Origin of the sequence: Staphylococcus pasteuri, from assembly GCF_030547725.1 — a bacterium.
Classification (GTDB): Bacteria; Bacillota; Bacilli; order Staphylococcales; family Staphylococcaceae; genus Staphylococcus; species Staphylococcus pasteuri.
On record NZ_JAUOQO010000100.1, the window covers coordinates 1 to 347 of the forward strand.

The window sequence follows — 347 nt, forward strand, 5'->3', positions numbered from 1 at the left end:
GGCCAAGTTTGGGGGATCTTTATACAGGATCATTACACCGTAAATGATCAATGGTCACTGACAGCCGGTGCTAGATTTGATGATTTCTCGATAACCGATGCAAGCGATCAAAAATTAAGTGATAACGGCTTCTCATTCAATGCCGGTGCTCGCTATCAGTTAACTCCTGCGTGGGCTATTAGTGCTGTATATGCAGAGGCGTTAAGAGGCCCGGAAGTAAAGGATGCATTTAAGCTAAGTAGCGGTTCAAATGCTTCTGACCTAGGTGCAGAAACATCTAAAAATATCGAGTTAGGGGTAGATTACCAAGTATCCGGTTTTAACATGGCAGCGGGTGTCTTTTATTC

1 protein-coding gene is annotated in these 347 nt (G+C 43.8%); it reads left to right on the forward strand.

Annotated elements, in window-relative coordinates; translation table 11 throughout:
* Positions 1-347, forward strand: a 347-nt coding sequence (locus Q4528_RS12965; protein ID WP_303521892.1) for a TonB-dependent receptor domain-containing protein, incomplete at both ends; no start/stop codon positions are given.